17 protein-coding genes and 1 pseudogene are annotated in these 18,355 nt (G+C 37.4%); 16 read left to right on the top strand and 2 right to left on the bottom strand.

Features of this window, described 5'->3' with window-relative positions:
* The first annotated feature begins 25 nt into the window (after positions 1-25).
* Genes O6R05_RS05535 through O6R05_RS05525 form a run of 3 tightly spaced genes read left to right on the top strand, consistent with a single transcriptional unit; the run spans position 26 to position 2,326 of the window.
* On the top strand, positions 26-307 hold the full coding sequence (locus O6R05_RS05535; RefSeq protein ID WP_271191000.1) for a DUF503 domain-containing protein: 282 nt from the start codon (positions 26-28) through the stop codon (positions 305-307).
* Entirely contained in the window at positions 307-954 is a 648-nt protein-coding gene (gene nth, locus O6R05_RS05530; RefSeq protein WP_271190999.1) for an endonuclease III, read from the top strand. Before O6R05_RS05535 ends, nth begins: the two co-directional genes overlap by 1 nt.
* The gene (locus tag O6R05_RS05525) at positions 947-2,326 is read left to right on the top strand and encodes a VanW family protein (RefSeq protein ID WP_271190998.1); all 1,380 of its coding nucleotides are present in this window, start codon (positions 947-949) and stop codon (positions 2,324-2,326) included. The genes nth and O6R05_RS05525 overlap by 8 nt, the downstream gene beginning before the upstream one ends.
* Positions 2,327-2,395: 69 nt before the next feature.
* On the opposite strand, the gene O6R05_RS05520 is transcribed toward O6R05_RS05525, so the two are convergent.
* On the bottom strand, positions 2,396-3,886 hold the full coding sequence (locus tag O6R05_RS05520; protein ID WP_271190997.1) for a bifunctional metallophosphatase/5'-nucleotidase: 1,491 nt from the start codon (positions 3,884-3,886) through the stop codon (positions 2,396-2,398).
* 86 nt (positions 3,887-3,972) lie between these two features.
* On the opposite strand from O6R05_RS05520, the gene O6R05_RS05515 reads away from it, so the two are divergent.
* The 13 genes and pseudogenes from O6R05_RS05515 (at position 3,973) to O6R05_RS05460 (ending at position 17,466) form a co-directional block, all read left to right on the top strand.
* Positions 3,973-6,027: a DNA topoisomerase gene (locus O6R05_RS05515; protein ID WP_271190996.1), complete on the top strand. Its 2,055-nt coding sequence runs from the start codon at positions 3,973-3,975 to the stop codon at positions 6,025-6,027.
* On the top strand, positions 6,024-6,494 hold the full coding sequence (locus O6R05_RS05510; RefSeq protein WP_271190995.1) for a hypothetical protein: 471 nt from the start codon (positions 6,024-6,026) through the stop codon (positions 6,492-6,494). The genes O6R05_RS05515 and O6R05_RS05510 overlap by 4 nt, the downstream gene beginning before the upstream one ends.
* Complete coding sequence (locus O6R05_RS05505; protein ID WP_271190994.1) at positions 6,491-7,306, top strand: CvfB family protein; 816 nt, start codon at positions 6,491-6,493, stop codon at positions 7,304-7,306. The genes O6R05_RS05510 and O6R05_RS05505 overlap by 4 nt, the downstream gene beginning before the upstream one ends.
* Entirely contained in the window at positions 7,296-8,561 is a 1,266-nt protein-coding gene (gene rlmD / locus O6R05_RS05500; RefSeq protein ID WP_271190993.1) for a 23S rRNA (uracil(1939)-C(5))-methyltransferase RlmD, read from the top strand. Before O6R05_RS05505 ends, rlmD begins: the two co-directional genes overlap by 11 nt.
* A gap of 133 nt (positions 8,562-8,694) precedes the next feature.
* Entirely contained in the window at positions 8,695-9,348 is a 654-nt protein-coding gene (locus O6R05_RS05495) for a response regulator transcription factor (RefSeq protein WP_271190992.1), read from the top strand.
* Positions 9,336-10,208, top strand: a complete 873-nt coding sequence (locus tag O6R05_RS05490; protein ID WP_271190991.1) for a sensor histidine kinase — start codon at positions 9,336-9,338, stop codon at positions 10,206-10,208. Before O6R05_RS05495 ends, O6R05_RS05490 begins: the two co-directional genes overlap by 13 nt.
* A gap of 88 nt (positions 10,209-10,296) precedes the next feature.
* The gene (locus tag O6R05_RS05485; protein ID WP_271190990.1) at positions 10,297-10,974 is read left to right on the top strand and encodes an ABC transporter ATP-binding protein; all 678 of its coding nucleotides are present in this window, start codon (positions 10,297-10,299) and stop codon (positions 10,972-10,974) included.
* The gene (locus O6R05_RS05480; RefSeq protein ID WP_271190988.1) at positions 10,937-13,438 is read left to right on the top strand and encodes an ABC transporter permease; all 2,502 of its coding nucleotides are present in this window, start codon (positions 10,937-10,939) and stop codon (positions 13,436-13,438) included. The genes O6R05_RS05485 and O6R05_RS05480 overlap by 38 nt, the downstream gene beginning before the upstream one ends.
* Positions 13,439-13,451: 13 nt before the next feature.
* On the top strand, positions 13,452-13,715 hold the full coding sequence (locus O6R05_RS05475; protein WP_271190987.1) for a hypothetical protein: 264 nt from the start codon (positions 13,452-13,454) through the stop codon (positions 13,713-13,715).
* 208 nt (positions 13,716-13,923) lie between these two features.
* A complete protein-coding gene (locus tag O6R05_RS05470; protein WP_271190986.1) occupies positions 13,924-14,826 on the top strand; it encodes an ABC transporter ATP-binding protein in 903 nt (300 codons plus the stop codon).
* A 1-nt stretch (position 14,827) separates the two neighbouring features.
* Positions 14,828-16,918, top strand: a complete 2,091-nt coding sequence (locus O6R05_RS05465; RefSeq protein ID WP_271190985.1) for an FtsX-like permease family protein — start codon at positions 14,828-14,830, stop codon at positions 16,916-16,918.
* Positions 16,919-16,970: 52 nt separating this feature from the next.
* Positions 16,971-17,188: pseudogene (locus tag O6R05_RS08275) on the top strand (hypothetical protein); the annotation flags it as partial.
* A gap of 20 nt (positions 17,189-17,208) precedes the next feature.
* Positions 17,209-17,466: a hypothetical protein gene (locus O6R05_RS05460; protein WP_271190984.1), complete on the top strand. Its 258-nt coding sequence runs from the start codon at positions 17,209-17,211 to the stop codon at positions 17,464-17,466.
* A 670-nt stretch (positions 17,467-18,136) separates the two neighbouring features.
* Here the strand turns inward: O6R05_RS05460 and O6R05_RS05455 are convergent.
* Positions 18,137-18,349 carry a helix-turn-helix domain-containing protein gene (locus O6R05_RS05455; protein WP_271190983.1) on the bottom strand — a complete coding sequence of 71 codons (213 nt, stop codon included), beginning with the start codon at positions 18,347-18,349 and terminating at the stop codon, positions 18,137-18,139.
* Between the last annotated feature and the right edge of the window lie 6 nt (positions 18,350-18,355).

Below are 18,355 nucleotides of genomic sequence, written 5' to 3'. Positions count from 1 at the left end.
TTGTAAGTTGTGCTATAATCTAACTATGTTAGTAGGACGACTTGAAATTCAACTGCGCCTTTTTGAGTGCCATTCACTTAAAGATAAGCGCAGTGTGATACAATCTATAGTAAGAAAAATTGAACACCGCTTTCCTGTGAGCATTGCCGAAGTGGGCCACACGGAGAGCTTGGAACGCAGCACAATCGGGATAGCTGTGGTATCCAACGGACACCGCCACATCGAAGCAGTCTTGGATAAGTGTGTGGATTTTATAGAATTTGAAAACTCTTGTGAGATTATTGAAACGGAAATTGAGATCGACTAATGCGACGAATTTTAACGAAGCAACAGGCGGCAGAGGTGCTGGACCTTTTAGAAGTCCTTCATCCGGACGCGCACTGTGAATTAAATCATAACACGCCCTATGAGCTGTTAGTGGCGACTATTCTCTCGGCCCAATGCACTGATGTGCGAGTAAATCAGGTGACACCGGCGCTGTTTGCCGAAGCTGATACGCCTGAGGCCATGGTGGCTTTGGGAGAGAGCCGGCTGAAGGAACTGATACGCACGTGCGGCTTTTATAATAACAAGGCAGCCAATATTTTAAATGCCTCGGCGTCCATCATCACAAGTTACGGCGGCGAAGTACCTCAGACCATTGAGGAACTTACCACTCTTGCCGGAGTAGGGAAGAAGACGGCCAATGTTGTGGCGTCCAATTGTTTCGGTGTGCCGGCTATTGCTGTAGATACGCATGTGGGACGGCTCGCTAATCGCATCGGATTTTGTGATGAAAAGGATCCACTTAAAATTGAGGCAAAGTTGGAGCAAAAAATTGACAAATCCCGATGGACACAGGCTCATCACACGCTGATCTTTCACGGGCGGCGAATTTGTACAGCTCGCAAACCACATTGCGAAGATTGTACCATCACTCACTACTGTTATCACTATAGGAGGGCGCATGAATAGTTCATGGGCGGAACAGCACAAAAATAAAATTATTCTCGTCGTGACGGCACTGGTGGCGCTTTTTGCAGGCAGTTTTGTCTACTATAGTCACGTGCTTCCAAAAACTACCATCCACGACGGTGTGTACATCGGTGAGCTGAATCTTTCAGGTTTGACAAAAGATGAGGCTGAGGCACGTTTAAAACAGGCCACGGCAGAAAGTGTGAAGACCCAGGTCATGAGTTTTGTACTGGATGATACGACCTATACCATTCCCTATGAAGATCTGGGTTATAAGGTGGACATCGACAAGACGGTAGAGCGAGCGTATGCCGTTGGACGTACCGAGTCCGGCGTGGTCAATTATGTGGCGTTGATTACACCGTTTATTCCTAAAACTATCGATTTGGCTGATGGTTTGGATTCCAAGCTGTTAAATGATGCGATTAACCATTTGGCGACACGGTACTATGTTGCCGCTCGAAACGCCGATGTTCTCATTACTGACAGTGGCGAGGTTCAAAAAGTCACTCCGGCAGCAGGGCGTTATCTCAATGCCGATGACGCACGTAAGAAAATTCTCGACAATGTGAAAAAAAATGAGCCGGTCAATCTTCTTATCAATCCGATTTACCCTGAGATTACGGAGGAGGCCTTTACCGATATCGATGCGCTCTTAGGGGAGTTTACTACCGATTACCACACCTCTGCTAAAGGCAGAAAAGCCAACGTGGCTCTCGGTTCAAACTTTTTTAATCACATGGTGGTCAAACCCGGCGAGAACGTGTCCTTTCTCGATACTGTCGGCGGTATCACGGCAGACAACGGCTTTGAAAGTGCCGGCGTGCTTGTGAATGGCGAGCTGGAACAAGGAGTCGGCGGTGGCATCTGTCAAGTCTCCAGCACGCTGTACAACGCCCTCATTTTGGCGGACCTCCAAATTGATGAGCGTTACAACCATTCCCGTCCAATTGCCTACGTCGATCCGGGCACCGATGCCGCAGTCGTGGAAGGCTATAAGGATTTAAAATTTACCAACAACACCAATCACAATATCTATCTCAAAGCTCAAGCAGATGGTAACACGCTTCATTTTCAAGTCTTCGGCCACGGTGCCGATCGTGATTATGATGTGACTATTGCATCAAAGCTCGTCAGTGTGCAGGAACCCGACACCCTGACCCAATATACCTCCAAGCTTGATGAAGGCGATGAAAAGGTGGAATCAAGGGGTAAAAAAGGCTATGTTTATGCCACCTATAAAACAATCACTAAAGACGGTGAGTCTGAGACGGTGAAAATTGCCACCTCAAATTATATTCCGAAAGATCGTGTGGTGTTGGTCGGTACGGGTGAGCGTGATGATGACGAAATGCTTGCAAAATCGAAGTGAGCTCAAGTCACAGTAAATGTGCATACAAAAAAGGTAGTGGATGGCCACTACCTTTTTTGTATAGCGTTGTTAATAGTGAATGGTAAAGTTCAGCGTCCCGTCATAGGTGTAGGTTGCATTCGGCAGGGAGGCAAGATACTGCTCCGCAAGCGTACGAATACTGCCGTAGAAGCCGTGAAGCGGCTCTGCCGTCGATGTATGACGCTTCTCAAAGACTCTGCCGTGAAGCGGACCTCGCTCACTGGTCAGATAATTCATTCGATAAGAATTCATGGCGATGGTAAGGCGATCATTAGGGAGGATGTCGTGCCCCGATGCCGTGCGAAGCGAGGAAATGCCGCCCGTTTTAATATTGAATTCAAAGTGAATGTTGCCAAAGAGGTCCAGGGTCTTGTACTTAAAGTTTCGACGGTGTTTGGAGACGCTGAGTTTGCCGTCGTTGTAGGTGAAGTAGCGATAGGACCACTTCATATATTCCATAAGATCCGCGCCGGTAATATCATAGATGCTCACTTCGCCGCCGGTATAGGTGTAGATTTCAGCAAATTGAGACCGGGTGAGCGGGCCGTCGGTGAGTGTGGGAATGGCAAAGTCCAGTTGAAAGGCAACGACGTCGGCAGGGTAGTAAGCTCGAAAGATATCGGTCATCAGATGGATGAGCGGGCCGTCTTCCAAATCGTAGTTGTAGACGCCGTCAAAGTTTTGCAGATGGCCGATGACCTTGGAAATGCGCTGTAAAATTTCTTTGTGATAAGGCTCAATGATGGTCATAAGGTTCGGATCCGGCGCATAGTCTCTGCTGTAAATGAGTCGTGCAGACTTCTCAAGTTTGCCATTCACACGGTCCAGCTCAATCATAGCCACCGAGTGGCCATACGCTCCCGGTTGAGTCACCAGGGTGTTGCCGATATATAGGGAGCTGATGGCTTCATGGGTATGGCCTGCAATGACCACATCGAAGGGGACGTCGATGTTTTCTAAAATGTCCCACACACCGGTGTTCGGCATGGCATTTTCATTATAGAGTCCGTTGTGAAATAAACCGATAAAGACATCGACGCTGCTCTCCAGTTGAGGCATGAGTTGATTGAGTGCCGCAACAGGATCTGTGAGATGAAAATCTCGCAGGCTATCTTTAAAGGAGTTCACCATGGTGGTGCACAGTCCGATAAAGCAAAGGCGCAGACCTTCTCTTTCTACAATTTTATAGGGGACAAAGTCACGAGAGCCCTGGATATTTAAAATCATGGCGGTGCCGTGAAATGCTTCTGTGGTGGCGGCAAGGTCCTTTAATGAGAAGTTGAATTCATGGTTGCCCATGTTCCATATGTCATAGCTCATGGCATTAAAGGCACGGACTGCGGGGTTTTCCGAGCCGATGAAATTTTCCGCGAAATTGCCTACAATGAGATCGCCGTTATCCACCAGAAGGGAAGAAGGCTCTTTAAAGTGGTTTAGTATGGTCGCTACGTGACACAAAGAGGCATCATGGGGCGTCAGTGTTTTATAATTGTAAGGGTAAAGTTGACCGTGAATGTCGGTGGTTGCAAAAATTTTCATAGTATCTCCTGGAAATAATTTAGCATATAATGCACCAATTTAAAAGTCGAGGCCTTACCTATGGTACAATACAACAAGGAGGTTGTATGAAGACGTTAATACTTGCAGAAAAACCCTCGGTAGCTCGGGATATTGCCCGTGTGCTCGGCGTGACAAAGGAAAAGAAGGGCTACTTGGAAAACAGCACGATGATTGTGACGTGGGCGCTGGGTCATTTGGTGGAGCTCGCACCGCCGGAGCGCTACGACGAGCGCTTTAAGAAGTGGCGCAAGGAGGATTTGCCTATCATTCCTCAGACCATGAAGCTTCAAGTGATTCCGACAGCGAAGAGCCAGTTTAATATTGTCAAGTCCCAACTGAAGCGGGAGGACGTGACCGAGGTCGTCATTGCAACCGATGCAGGCAGAGAAGGCGAATTGGTGGCACGGCTGATTTTGAAGATGGCAGGAGTGAGGAAACCGTTGAAACGACTTTGGATTTCTTCAGTGACTGACAAAGCGATTCGTGAAGGGTTTGCCCATTTACGCGACGGTACGTCAACAGAGGGCCTTTACCGTGCAGGGATGAGCCGATCGGTTGCCGATTGGATTGTGGGGATCAATGCCAGTCGTGCCCTCACGGTCCACTACGGCGCCGGGCTCAATGCCGGACGTGTGCAGACGCCGACGTTGAATTTAGTCCGGGAACGAGAACTTGCCGTTGCCAACTTTCAACCTCAAACGAGCTATTCCCTCACTGTGGCGAGTCAACTGAACTTTAAGGAAGTACCCGCTCGGGTTTTTGCCACAGCACACGATGCGCAAAAGGCCAAAGAGGCCTTGAAGGGGCCGCTGGTCATCCAAGATCAGGTGGCAAAAGAAAAGATCCACTATCCGAAACCTCTCTATGATCTGACTCATCTTCAATCCGAAGCCTACAATGCCTTTGGGTTTTCAGCAAAAAAGACACTTGGCATTATGCAAGCTCTCTATGAACAGCATAAAATCTTAACCTATCCTCGCACCGATTCTCAGTACTTGACTGAGGATATCGTGCCGACCCTTGGCGAGAGGCTCAAGGCGATTAACGAGCCTCAGTACCGTCAGGCTATTCTTGCCATTCAACGAGCAGGTATTCATGGGACAGGGCGATTTGTGGACGACAGTAAAGTCTCCGACCATCACGCCATTATTCCGACGGAAAAGGCGCTGCATTTAGATGAGTTATCCGATGATGAATACAAAATTGCGGATATGGTAATCACACGATTTTTATCACAGCTCAAGCCGCCGGTTGTGGAGTTGCAGTATGATATTACGGCGACACTGGGCGGACGAACCTTTAAAGCGGTAAGTAGCGAGATGGTAAAAGCTGGAACCTTGGACTATACCGTTACTGTTCATGAACACACATCCAAGCCGCCGGCTTACTTTACCGAGGGGACGCTACTTCTTGCGATGGAGTCGCCGTTTAAAATCGGCGGTCTGAGTGATACGGATAAAGCGGTGTTAAAAGAGACGGGAGGCATCGGCACGGTAGCTACCCGGGCGGATATTATTGATAAGCTCTTTAAGTCCGGCGTTATTGAGGCGCAACACGGAGCTATCCGCACCACCGGCAAGGGGCGTCAGCTGTTGGAACTGGTGCCTGAGAGTTTGAAAAGTCCAAAGCTCACGGCCAAGTGGGAACAGGAACTCACTGCCATTGAACGTGGGGAACTGGACGCTAAGATCTTTGATGCACAGATTATCGACAGTACGAAAGACAATACCGAAGCCATTTTTAAGTCCAACAAAGTGTATCGCCATGAGAACCTAACCTCTACCCGATGTCCGGTATGCGGCAAACTCATGGTTCATATTCACAATAAAGACCGAGACGTGTTGAAGTGTCAGGATCCTGAGTGTAACGGTACACAGACGCTAAGTGTCATGACCAAGTCCAAGTGTCCTGAGTGTCACAAACGGCTGAAATTGGATATGAAGTCCCAAATGTACGTCTGTGACACTTGTGGTTATCGTATATCCAAAGCAGCCATGGAAAAGAAATTTGAACAAAAGCGAAAGCAACCAAAGAAACAGGAAGTAAAAAAATATTTAAGCAATCAAAACAGTGACATTGGAAACAGTCTGGGCGATTTGTTGAAAGGATTGGAACTATGAGCGTCTTTGATAGCATTCTGGAAAATCCGAAAGCCGATTTAAAAGCTTTTGAATCGAATGACGACGCCAAGGACACCGATGTGCTTATGAGCGCGCTGCACGCCTATTATTGCCGAAATCAGCAGGCCGTCACCGACTTTGAAGCGTATTTTAAATGTCATCGCGCCGATACGGTGTGGCCGTTGTTTATCGACAGGGTGTTGGGTCTCGAGACGTTTGACGAGTCGAAACTCCGCGGCCTCTCCATTCTTCTCATGCGAGATGGCAACACGGTAGAAGGCGTCCGTTTCGGTATCTACTTGACCAAACTGTATAATTTAGAGCCGGTGCAAGGCGCTATTAGAGTGATGGCGGAGCTCGCTGTCCATGACAGCTTTTACACCTTGGCTGTAGACGCCTTAAAACCCCTTGCCATTTATCCCGTTATTGCAGACTATATACACAGAAAGCGAGAATCCAATCTATGAAATTAGGACGACATCAACTTACCGTGGTAAAAACCAAACCCGTAGTGCTCTCCGACGGCAACGAGACCATTGAATTGCGAGAAGAGCGCAACCTACCTGTCGGCGACAATGTGAGCGCCTTTGTCTACGATTGCGGCAAAGATCGCCGAGTCGCCACCTTGGAACGACCTTTTTTGGAAATCGGCGAAGTTCAAAAACTCACCGTGGTGGATAAAACTGGTGCCGGATACTTTGTCAACATCGGCCTCGACAAGGATATTTTTCTGCCTTATCAAGAGCGGGTGGGACGCATTGAAGTGGGTCAGGCCTATTTGATGACCCTTTATATTGATCGTTCCGATCGGCTTTGCGTCTCCATGGACATCAAAGAAAAGCTGCTAAAAAACAACGGTCACTTCGCCGTAAATGACATGGTAAAGGGAACTGTCTATCAAATTGACGGTCGCGGCGCTCACGTTGCCATCTACAATAAGTATGACGGTCTGGTGCTCAAGGAAGAAGTCAAGGGGATTCTCACCATCGGGGAAGAAGTGGAGGCGCGCATCAGTCGTATAGTCAAAGACGGGCGCATTACTTTGACCCTTAGAGAAAAAGCCTATAAGCAAATGCACGCCGATGCGGATCTTCTTCTTGAACTCATTGAGGACAACGGCGGCGTGTTACCGCTGGGAGATAAGAGTGATCCGGACCTCATCAAAGACATCACCGGTCTTTCCAAATCGGCCTTTAAACGGGCAGAAGGTGCTTTGTATAAAGCAAAGAAAATCAATCTCTATCCCAATAAAATTGAGTTGAAGCACCATGGACATTAAAATTACCGATTATGATCACAGAGGACGAGGGTTCGGACGTGTGGACGGGAAATCTGTTTTTATCGAAGGGCCTGTCGTTTTAGGCGATACGGTGCGGGGACATCTCCGTGAGTCAAAGAAGAACTTTGATGTGGTTGTGGCCGATGAGATCATCACGCCGTCGATTCATCGCGTGCATGCCAAATGTCCGTACTTTTATCAATGCGGCGGTTGTGATATGCAAAATCTCCTCTATCGGCGGCAGTTGGAATTTAAGCGGGATAAAGTACAGCGAGCACTCTATCACATTGGCGGCGAGGTGCTGTCGGTGCGGGACACACTGGGAATTAAAGAGCCGTACTTTTATCGCAATCATATTCAACTGAAAGTTCGAGACGGCATTTTAGGTTATTACGGCAAAGGTACCAAGGATGTTGTGCCTATTAGACACTGCGCCATTGCCGAACCGGCCATCAATACCGTCATTCCCATTCTGGCTCGGTGGAACGGCCTTAACAGCGTGGAGGAAGTCATTCTTCGTGCTAACTACAAAGGCGAGGTAATGGTGGTGCTGATTACACCAAACCATATCACCAAGCTCAACAACGTGTTAAGTTCGCTCTTGGATACCGCCATGGTCTCTCTGTACAGCAATGTGAGAAAGAATTCAAAATTTCGTTACGGTAAGGACTTCGTCAAGCTCTACGGCGTGGATCGTCTGGAAGAACAGCTGGGAGGACATACTTTTTATCTGTCGCCGGCGTCATTTTTTCAAGTGAATCGAAAGAGTACCGAGAATCTTTACAAAACCGCCGTGGCGTTGATGGATGTGCAGCAGGAGGATGCCATTTTGGATCTCTACAGCGGCATAGGTACATTGTCGCTTTTGATGCACAACGCCAAGTCCGTCACCGGTGTGGAAATAGTCAGTGCAGCGGTCGATGACGCACGAGAGAATGCTGCCGCTGCTGGGTATGACAACCTTCACTTTATTTCAGGAGCTGTGGAAGATACTATAGATGCCTTGATAGACCGTGACCAAGGTGTGAATAAAGTGATGGTAGATCCGCCACGAGGGGGACTGAAGGCGTCGGTGGTGGCAAAACTCAACGAGCTTCAAGCTGAACGGATTGTCTACATCTCTTGCAATCCCGCCACGCAAGCCAGAGACATCGCTCTGTTGAAAGGTTATAGCGTGACGGAAGTGGTGCCGGTAGATATGTTCTGCCATAGCGTCCATTCAGAATCAATAGCTCTTCTTGAGAAAATCAAATAATTATCATTCAAAGCTTTTAAGATAAGTAGAATAGTCAAGAGAAGAATAATAACAAATACTGCTGATAGATATATAGAAGAAAGAATAAAACGAGGAAATACATTTTAAGCTGTAAGGAAGGGAGAATATTTCGTTGAAAAAGATACTTATCATTGAAGATGATAAAAATTTAAATAAAGGACTTTCTATAGCTCTAGATAAAGAATATGAGGTTTTCTCTGTAAGCACAATTAGTGAAGCTAAAAATTTTATTGATGATGCGGATTTGATTTTACTCGATATGAACTTACCAGATGGAGATGGTCTTGAAATAATAAAATATATCAGAGAAACTTCATCAATTCCCATTATAGTTTTATCTGCCATAGATCTTGAAGCATATATCATTTCAGCTATAAATTTAGGGGCAGACGACTATTTAACCAAGCCTTTTTCTTTAGGAATCCTAGAAGCAAAGATAAAAAGAGCCTTTGAAAAAATAGTGTCTAGTGATTTAAATCTTTACAAGAAAGAGGGTTTAGACTTTAATTTCAATGAAAGTAATTTCTATGTAGATAATAAAAATATAGATCTCACAAGAACAGAGACAAAAATTTTGTACTACCTGATAAAAAACAAGTCTCAGGTTATTACTAAGGAATTACTATTTGATTTTGTTTGGGGAATAGATGATGAATTTATTGATCAAAATACACTGAGCGTCAATATTTCTAGGATAAGAAATAAATTAAAACCTTATGACCCAATAGAAACGGTATTTGGAGTTGGTTATAAATGGCAGTTTTAATAGGTTTTTTAGCTCTTATAATTGGAATTATTTTATATAAATACATTGTCTTGAGAAATGAACTGGGTGAACTTTCAGACTACATTGATAAGGCTTTGGATGGAAATTTAGAAACTACAGAATTTGATGAAAAGGAATTATCTAAAATAAAATCAAAACTCATTAAATTCTTATATGCCAGCCAAGTAAAAGAAGCGAAAATAAATACAGAAAAAAGTAAAACAAAAGATTTAATAGCAGATATATCACACCAAACTAAGACACCCATTACCAATCTTTCTTTATACATTAGTCTTTTAGAAGATGAGCCGAAAGATGAGTATCTTGAAATTATAAAGTATGAACTTAATAAACTAGAATTTTTAATTCAAAACCTAGTAAAATCTTCTAGGCTAGAATCCGATATTATTTCCTTACAAAAACATCAAGCAAATTTAAAAGATATAGTAGAAGATGTTTTGAGAGAATTTAAAGTAATATTGGATGAAAAATGTATAATCATAGATTTAAAAGCCGAAGACTTAATTTTCAATTTGGACGAAAGATGGCTTAAAGAAGCTATCCACAATCTTGTAGATAATGCTATAAAATACTCGCCAAATGGGTCTGCTATTAATATTTCAATTTATAAATCTTACCTAAACTATAATCTAGACATAGAAAATGAGTGCAAAGACTTATCAGAAGAAACTTTGCCAAAGATATTTGAAAGATTTTATAGAGGAAAAAATTCAGTTTCCAAGGACGGTTTGGGTTTAGGTCTATTTATAGCCAGAGAAATTATAGAAAAGCATGGTGGAAATATAAGAGCGTCTTTAGACGAAAATAGAATAAAATTTTCAGTAGACTTCCCCTTGTGAGAAGTCTTTTTTCTTACAAAACTGTAAGAAGTCTTGTAAGTACTTTGTAAGATATGAATGTTATATTAAATGTAAAGAGGTGACATATATGTTAAAAGTAGAAAATTTAAAAAGATATTATAAAACAAATGACGTGGAAGTAAGAGCTCTTGATGGAGTATCTTTCGAAGTAAACAAGGGAGAATTTATTTCTATAATTGGAGCAAGTGGATCTGGGAAATCAACCCTATTACATTTACTAGGTGGACTTGATTATCCTACAAGCGGAAAAGTATTGATTGATGGTACAGACATTTATGCTTTAAAAGATGATGAGAGAACTATTTTTAGGAGAAGAAATATTGGTTTTGTCTTTCAAGCATATAACCTTTTGCCAATGTTAAATGTGTATGAGAATATAATTATTCCCTTTGGTCTAGATGGGGATGCGGTAGATAAAAAATATGTTGATTTTGTAATAGATATACTTGAGATAAGTGATCAAAAAAATAAAATGCCAAACGAATTATCTGGTGGACAGCAACAAAGGGTTGCCATAGCAAGAGCCTTGGTTACCAAACCATCTTTAATTCTAGCTGACGAACCTACAGGAAATTTAGATTCAAAATCTTCTTCCCAAGTTGTTTACTTACTAAAAAAGATTAATAAAGAGCTTGGAAATACTATTCTTATGATTACTCACGATGATGCCGTCGCTCAAGCTGCAGAAAAAACTCTAAGGATAGAAGATGGAAAGCTGGTGGGAAAAAATGAAAGTCAAAAATAAAGCTTATATAAGGCACCTTGCAAAAAATATTTTAAATGCAAATAAAAGTAGGAGAAATATTCTCTTATTAGCAATTGCTTTGACTTCTATACTATTTACAAGTCTATTTTCAGTTGCCTTAGGTTTAGGAAAAAGCATGGAAACCCAAACGATGAAAACTGTTGGAACAATCAGCCATGGTTCTTTCAAAGATATTTGTGATGAAGATGTAGAAATATTAACCCATGATAAGGATATAAAGGATTTTTCAGTTAGAGAGAAAGTTGGCATTCTTGATGATGAAAAAGTTATGGCAGAACTATCCTATATGGACAAAAAAGGATTTGAATGGTCTCTAATAGAAAAAGTTAAGGGAAAGTTTCCGGAAAAAGAGAATCAAGTATTTATAGATATAGCAACTGCTAAAAAGTTAGGTTATAAAGGAGAAATTGGTGAAGAGATAGAAATTCCATACAGTATTGAAAAACCTTACACAGGAGAGATTATAGAAAAGAAAAGTGAGAAATTTATTATATCGGGGACTTTTCAAAATCCTATTGACTCCAACGTTGGTGTAGGACAAATCTATCTATCAAAAGCTTATGTAGATCAATTATCCCTTCCGGGAAATAATAATGACGTGGAAGTAATGCTAAAGAATTCCTTTATGATAAGGGATAAGCTTATAAAAATTGCAGAGAGAAATGGTTATAAAGTGGTAGATGACCCTGGAAATCTATCCGACAAAGAAATAAGAATTGGTGTTAACTTTGCATATATTTTTTCTGGTGATAGTAGTTTTGATTTTAAAACATTTTTACCTTTCTTAGCTTTTTTGATTTTAGTAATTGTAGCGGGATACTTAATAATAAATAATATTTTTAAGATATCCGTAAATGAAGATATTAAACTTCTAGGACTTTTAAAAACAATTGGAATGACAAAGCCACAAATCAAAAAACTTATTCATCTTGAGTCTTTAGCAGTCGCACTTCCTTCAATAATAATTGGAGATATAATTGGAATTTCTATCGGAAAAATCATTTTAAACAAAATATTTGCAAGTAATGAGATGTTAACGAATGTAAAATTATCACTAACGGTAATGGTCTTAATTATCTTATTTTCGACAACCTTTACTTTGCTTACAGTATTTCTATCGGTGATGAGACCTGCAAGGTATGCAGCAAAAGTTTCTCCAATAGATGCCAGCAGATACAATGAAACCACGATAAAAAAGAAATATAAAAGCGAAGATATTTCTCTGGGAAAGCTGTCTAGAAGACAAGTTTTTTCCAATAAATTTAGATTTATATCGATAGTTCTTTCTATTAGCTTATCTGCAGTTATTTTAAATAGCGTTTTAACTTATACCGGCAATATTGATCTAGAAAAGGGGATTTCTGATGTAATTGCAACGGACTATAATATAGCAAGCCCAAAATATTTTAGGTATATGTACTCAGGAAGTGAAGACGGTATTAATGAAAAGTATATCGGTGAAATAGAAAACCATAAAGGATTTAAAAGTGGAGGTGCCTTATATTCATACGGTTATGAGTACACATATCCGGATATAAAAATAGAAGACAATAAAGTTGCTCCAATATTATTGGGAATAGATGACTATTTAATAAACAAACAAAAATTTATAGATGGAGATTTTGATAAAGATAAATGGCAAACTGGAAATTATGTCATTGTAGGTGAAGATAGCGATAAGAAATCTTCATTTAAAGCTGGCGATAAAATAAAGATCAAAGTAAAAAATAGCATTAAAGAAGTCCAAATTATGGGAAATATTAATTATAATTTTTCCGATGGATTGAGATATTATCCTATTATCCAGGAAAATCAATTTGATGAGTCTAGCCCTGAGTTAGATTTAGAATATTTTTATTTAAATCCTAATTTGTACAAAGAACTCACAGGCGATAATAGTATAATGTCCTATGGATTTGATGTAGAAGATAGTGAAAAGGAAAATTTTGATAAGTTATTAAAATCTTTTGAAAATGAACCAGGATTTTCCTATGACTCAAGAGATCTTCAAATAAAGTCTTTTAAAGATTTCAAAAATCTTATAGAATTTGTGGGTTATAGTTTATCTATAGTATTATTCTTAATATCTGTACTGAATTTTATAAATGTTATTGCTACTGAAATTTTGAGAAATATGGTGAACTTATCAATCCTTGAAGCAATTGGAATGACAAAGAAAAATATTAAAAAATATTTGGTGAAAAAGAATTTGATTTATTCTTTATGCGGCTTAGTATTTTCTTTCATCATTATGCTTCTTGTAGATAAATTTATCTTGATGGATTTTATGGAACAGACTCAGTGGACTTCCTATAAATTTATAATCATGCCTCTTATCCTTGTAAACTTTGTAAATATAATTATTGGGATATTATTTACAGGTAGATTCTATGAAAAGCACAGTCAAAATAGTCTTGTAGATAGAATAAGAAGTTTAGAATAATATAGGAGGTTTTATGAAAGAAAATTTAAGCAAGAAGATATTTCTATTTGGACTCGTAATATTTGTGATTTCCTACCTACTGCCAATAGATATCTTTAAAAGCTATACAAGTTTAAGACCAACTGGACTCACATCAATGTTTGTTTGCCCAATTATTGGACTAATAGGTTTAATATTGGGGATAAAGGAAAAGGATAAGTTGTTTATGGCTTTAAATATTTTTTTAATCTTATTACTTCCTATAGCAATGTTTGCTGGTCATGTCATAGGTATATAATTAAATTAGGATTCTAGGCTATATTTTGATATTGGTTGACAACAAAAAATATAGAGGTTTGGAAAAAATGTAATAAAATTGATGATATTGTTAATTTACCAATGAAGTTTGATACAACTATTTCTGATGATGGAACGGATTTTTAAGGAGACAGAAACAAAGATTATTACTTGCAAGAGCCTTATTATAAGAACCTAAGATTCTTTTATTGGATGAAGCTACTAGTAACCTGGATGCGGAAAAAGAATCTACAATATATAAAAATTTAGAACAATTTGAAGGTATAAAGTTTATAGTTGCACATAGAATATCAACTATAAAAAATAGTGACAGCATTATCTTTATAAGCTATGGTGAGATAAGTTCCATATGTAAATATGATAATTTAATAAAATACAATCCTAAGTACAGAGAGTTATACGAGGAGGTAATTAGTGTGGAAAAAATAATAAAAATAAAAAATCTTTATAAGAGTTATGGTAAAGGTTTAATAAAAAATGAAGTTCTTAAAGATATAGATTTAAATATCAATGAAGGTGAATTCGTTTCTATAATGGGAAAATCTGGATCAGGGAAGTCTACGCTTTTAAATATTATAGCTACAATAGAAAAACCGGATAAAGGTCAAATAGTAATTGATGGAAACAATATAGAGAAACTTAGTTTAAAAAAGGCAAATGACTTTAGAAGAGAATATTTAGGTTTTATTTTCCAAGATTTTAAATTAATTGAATCTATGAATGTTAAAGAAAATATTGCAGTTCCACTATTATTAAAAAACGAAAAGCCTAATACTATAAATCAAAAAATAGACAATATCTTAAAAAAATTAAATATAGAATACTTAAAAGATAAAAACTCTTATGAAATATCTGGTGGAGAAAAACAAAGAGTTGCTTGTGCAAGAGCACTTATAGGTAGTCCTAAGATTATACTGGCCGATGAGCCAACGGGGGCTTTAGATTCTAACTCTGCTGAAAATTTGATGAATCTTATAAAAGACATAAATAAAAAATTTAATACTACAGTGCTTCTAGTTACTCATGATAAAAATGTAGCCGAGTATGGAGATAGAATTATTACAATAAAAGATGGAGAAATAGAGGGATAAGATGAGAATAAGAATATCTAATTTAAGTCTAAAAGATAAAGTAGATAAATATAAGACTTATTTCATATCAATTATTGTTTGTGCGACTTTATTTTTTTCATTTCTTTCTATAGCTGATTCTAAAAGTGTGATAATGTCAAATGATTTATATGATTTTTCATATTTTGAAACAATAATAAGGTGGTTAATATACATAGCATCAACAGGGATATTTTTGATATTAAATTTCGTAAATGGAAATATTTATAAAATTAGAGTAAAAAGTATATCAGTATTAAATATTATGGGAGCAAAAAGATCTACCTTGGCTAAAATACTTGCTATGGAGATGCTACCTATTTATTGTATAGGTGTCTTAATTGGAATTTGTGTAGGTCAAATCACTTCTCAATTTATAAATGCTTTTATAGCAAATGCAATTTTAGAAAAATATTCCATAAATTTAGTATTTTATGCTAGTACCATTCTTAGAACTATTATTTATTTTGCTTTGATATTTCTTATAACAAATCTTTTTAATGCTTTTAAGATAATTAAAAAGAAACCAATAGATTTAATAAATGATGGGAAAAATATTAATAAAAAGACTGTATCAAAAACTAAGTTAATAATATCAAGCCTCATCTTCATTATCTGCTTAGTATATATATCATATAATATATACACTTATTTTAATTTAGATAGAGACTTTACAGGTCTAATACCAAATTACGAAAGCAATAAAGTTCAAACTAGTCTTTTAATAGCGTCAATACTACTTATGTATTCCTTTTTCTATACAATTATTTATTTTTTCGATAAGAAACGTAAAAATGGAAGCATATATCAAAAAGATAAGCTTTTTGTTTCATCTAATATTCAAATGAATATATTTGAAAATGTTAGGTTATTAGTAACTATAGTTATATTTTTGGTCATTTCTATTTTGGCTTTTTCATTGCCTAGAATCATGTCTACGATTGGGGAAGAGAATTATCATAATAGGATGAAAAATGATATATATGTTCTCACTGATTTTTATGTCCTGGACAGTCAAAAAGATGTTATAGGGAATGATTATTCTTTTATTGAAGATTTAGTAGAAGAGAAGGGGACAAATTTAGAAGGAAGCGTAGAACTTAAATATTTTTATCCAAGAAAAGAAGATTTTAAGCCTTATAGTAAGAAGAATAATAGATATGATGAATCTCGTTTAGCTATTTCTTTAAGTCAATACAATGAACTAAGGAAAATGCAAAATTTAGATAAGATTGAACTTAGCGATAATGAATTTGCTTACCAGCTAACAAATACTGTAGACATAGATCAGTATAAAAATGATTTAGCAAAAAATAGAAAATTAACATTGGATACGGTAGAACTAGTAGGTAAAGGTGAAGGACTTGATCATGTTTACAACGACAATCTAGGAACTTATATTTATGGTGGCATAAACCAGGATTTATTGATTTTTCCAGACAAAATAACAGAAAATTTAGATCTTGCAAAAATTAACTTTGTTGGCAATACTGATGGAGGGTTAGATTATAAAAGTGCAAAAGAATTAGAAAATGAAATAGAAAATACTGTTAATAAACAGTTTACAAATTTGGAAGATAAATATAAAGAGGAGTTAGAGAAAGAAAATTCAGAAGGATTTTTACAAGTTATTAGGCTTGATGAAATAGAAAAAGTGGACACTAAATTTATGTCACTATTGACTTTAGTATTGGGAACATATATTGGATTTATATTTACAATCATTGTAATGACAATTCTATTAATACAGTCCCTGATAAACACCAAAAACTCACTAGAAAACTATAAAATGTTAGAAATTCTTGGTTTAGATAAGAATAGGATTTTAAGTATAAATAACAAAATCACACGCTCATTCTCACTGATACCACTTGTTGTTTCTATTTTTATAATAGTATCTATACTAATATCTATCTATATTCGATTTAAAAATAGGATTAAGCTTTTTATTGGATTAGATAATTATATTTACTCGCTTTTAATAAGTATTTGTCTTGTATTAGTTTTCATAGTTCTATATATTTTTATTATAATTAGAGAAAATAAGAAGCTAGTAAATCAAAAAATGAGATAAGTAAGGAGATGAATATGTTTATTAAATTCAATGATAAACAAATGAATTTGAAAAGTCGGTTACAATTTCTATTATGGTGAGCTTAGCTGCAATGCTTATAATATCATTAGTAGCCCCTAATTTAAGGATGAGTACTTTAATAAAATATTATGACTACAAAAGTTTCTTAGGATTTCACTAGTCGTCTATGGTATTAATCTAATCATCTATCATTTTTCTTTAAAGAGAATTTTAGACAGACCGACCATAGATTTAATTCGAACAATATAATTTCAAAGAAAGAGAATAGTATGAAGAAAAATATCAGTAAAAAATTATTTATACTTGGACTCGTAATATTTGTGATTTCCTACCTACTGCCAATAGACATCTTTGAAAGCTATACAAGTTTAAGACCAACTGGACTCACATCAATGCTTGTCTGCCCAATTATTGGACTAATAGGTTTAATATTTGGGGTAAAGGAAAAGGACAGATTATTTATAGTATTGAATATTATGTTAATCTTATTACTGCCTATAGCAATGTTTGTAGGTCATCCAATATAAGTAATGCGACTAAAACAAGAAAATAATAAATTAAACAGCTCTTTTGTGGGCTGTTTTTTCTTAGTTCAAGAATGATATAATAGATCATAAGATTAATATTGATTAAACATATTCCCACATACGAGGCTTTTTAAAAATATCAAATTTTATCCATACTGACCACTCAAGCCATGTGGAGACTGTAGTATTGATGTCAAGAAAATAGAATAACAAGCTATAAAACTGTTGAAATTAATGGCTTTTAGGATTTTAGAAGAAATCTTAAAAGCCATTTTTCTATTTGAAAAATACCTTGTGGGAACATTTCAAGTTTAGATTATTGCAGGGTGTGTAGACACTATGGATATTTAGGGTGGAGTAGACAGAATGGATATAATTTATTTGTTTCCAATCATTTATTAAAACAAGTTATGTATAAAATTGTTTTAATTATCATTTATGCTTATTCAACAATTCATAAGAGATATTATGGTTAGTGCAGAGAACTTGATTAGCTAGTTAATATAGTTGCAAATTATTCTGTAAAGCATTAATAAAAAAAGCAAGTATTATATAGATCTGTAAGATTAAAATCTATATTATTTTTAAGTAGCCCAACTGTTACGGCGACAGATAGTTCTCTAAGATTCGTTTTTATATTGGCCATGCGGTCCTCCTTTTATTTGAATCTTTATTCCACATGTTTAGTTTCAATAATATCTTCTAACTTAACATCAATAGCTTCACAGATTTTTAATAAAGAGCTTGTATTTACATTTCCGCCTTTACTCAATTTATTTAAGGTAGAAGAACTAATACTAGCCTGCCTAATCAAATCTGTTTTGCGCATGTTTTTATCAATTAAGATTTTCCATAATTTGTTATAGTTCAATTCTAGCTTCAAAATTCA

It is taken from the genome of Peptoniphilus equinus, assembly GCF_027921445.1.
In the GTDB taxonomy this organism is placed as follows: Bacteria; Bacillota; Clostridia; order Tissierellales; family Peptoniphilaceae; genus Peptoniphilus; species Peptoniphilus equinus.
The sequence above is the reverse complement of the archived record's forward strand: the minus strand, read 5'-3'. Positions and strand labels throughout refer to the sequence as shown.

Coding starts and splice junctions, on each gene's coding strand:
- O6R05_RS05535 (WP_271191000.1), top strand. CDS start 26: ATGTTAGTAGGACGACTTGAAATTCAACTGCGCCTTTTTGAGTGCCAT.
- nth (WP_271190999.1), top strand. CDS start 307: ATGCGACGAATTTTAACGAAGCAACAGGCGGCAGAGGTGCTGGACCTT.
- O6R05_RS05525 (WP_271190998.1), top strand. CDS start 947: ATGAATAGTTCATGGGCGGAACAGCACAAAAATAAAATTATTCTCGTC.
- O6R05_RS05520 (WP_271190997.1), bottom strand. CDS start 3,886: ATGAAAATTTTTGCAACCACCGACATTCACGGTCAACTTTACCCTTAC.
- O6R05_RS05515 (WP_271190996.1), top strand. CDS start 3,973: ATGAAGACGTTAATACTTGCAGAAAAACCCTCGGTAGCTCGGGATATT.
- O6R05_RS05510 (WP_271190995.1), top strand. CDS start 6,024: ATGAGCGTCTTTGATAGCATTCTGGAAAATCCGAAAGCCGATTTAAAA.
- O6R05_RS05505 (WP_271190994.1), top strand. CDS start 6,491: ATGAAATTAGGACGACATCAACTTACCGTGGTAAAAACCAAACCCGTA.
- rlmD (WP_271190993.1), top strand. CDS start 7,296: ATGGACATTAAAATTACCGATTATGATCACAGAGGACGAGGGTTCGGA.
- O6R05_RS05490 (WP_271190991.1), top strand. CDS start 9,336: ATGGCAGTTTTAATAGGTTTTTTAGCTCTTATAATTGGAATTATTTTA.
- O6R05_RS05485 (WP_271190990.1), top strand. CDS start 10,297: ATGTTAAAAGTAGAAAATTTAAAAAGATATTATAAAACAAATGACGTG.
- O6R05_RS05480 (WP_271190988.1), top strand. CDS start 10,937: ATGGAAAGCTGGTGGGAAAAAATGAAAGTCAAAAATAAAGCTTATATA.
- O6R05_RS05475 (WP_271190987.1), top strand. CDS start 13,452: ATGAAAGAAAATTTAAGCAAGAAGATATTTCTATTTGGACTCGTAATA.
- O6R05_RS05465 (WP_271190985.1), top strand. CDS start 14,828: ATGAGAATAAGAATATCTAATTTAAGTCTAAAAGATAAAGTAGATAAA.
- O6R05_RS05460 (WP_271190984.1), top strand. CDS start 17,209: ATGAAGAAAAATATCAGTAAAAAATTATTTATACTTGGACTCGTAATA.